This window comes from Hoeflea sp. BAL378 (genome assembly GCF_000759435.1).
Lineage (GTDB): Bacteria > Pseudomonadota > Alphaproteobacteria > Rhizobiales > Rhizobiaceae > Hoeflea.
The window spans coordinates 1-840 of record NZ_JRJG01000220.1 but is presented as its reverse complement, the minus strand read 5'-3'; the positions used below and the strand labels follow the sequence as shown (position 1 = coordinate 840).

The 840-nt window shown below is 65.5% G+C and carries 2 protein-coding genes; both read right to left on the bottom strand.

Features of this window, described 5'->3' with window-relative positions:
- The coding region (locus tag LL06_RS25400) for a TRAP transporter large permease subunit (RefSeq protein WP_035533675.1) at positions 1–324 on the bottom strand (324 nt) is incomplete at its 3' end.
- A partial coding sequence (locus tag LL06_RS25395; RefSeq protein WP_052161910.1) for a TRAP transporter small permease occupies positions 325–840 on the bottom strand: 516 nt, incomplete at its 5' end. It abuts the gene before it with no gap.

The window sequence follows — 840 nt, the reverse complement described above, 5'->3', positions numbered from 1 at the left end:
CGCCGAGGCGAAGACGGAGGTGACGGCGAGGCCGCCCGGCAACCGCACCAGCCAGACCCGGCAGGCGTCGAACAGGCCCCGGGTGAGGCCGGAGTGAAAGCAGATATATCCCATCAGAAGGAACATCGGGATCGCCGACAGCGTCCACTTGGCGGCAAAATCATAGGGCACGGCAGTCAGCAGGCCCCAGGCCGGCCGGAGCCCGACCGTCGCCCAGATGCCGGAGAAGGAGACCGCGATCAGCGAGATGCCGATGGGCATGCGCAGGAGCAGCATGACAACCAGCGCGGCGATCCCGTAAAGGCCGATGATTTCGTTCTGCACTTAGACTTCTCCCACGGGAAGGTCGCCCTTGGCCGAGGCCGGCACGCCGAAGGCGTCCGCTTCGTCCGTGCCGGTGACGGCGCAGCCGAGCCGCACGGCCAGCACGAGCGCATAAAGACCGAACCCGGCGGGCAGGATGAAATATCCCGGCCAGATCGGGATGGAACGGTTGAGCTCGATGACAAAGGAGCCGTAGCTGTAGGCTTTCAGCGCCTCAAGCCACAGCGCGTAGGCGATCGTTCCGGCGACCACCGCGGACACGAGCCAGGTCAGCGCCAGCAGCCATGCCTGGAACTTTTCGCCCAGCAACTGGCTCACCACCTCGACGGCGATGTGGCTGTCGGTCCGCTCGGCCACCGCCAGCGGCAGATAGGCGACGATCAGCATGTAGTAGCTGGTCACGATGGCCGTGGTGCCGGGAACCGGGATCTGGAACAGGTTGCGCAGCGCGACGTCGAGGATGATCTGGACCATCATCAGCGTGACCGCTGCCGCACCGATCAGGGTGGAGAAGGT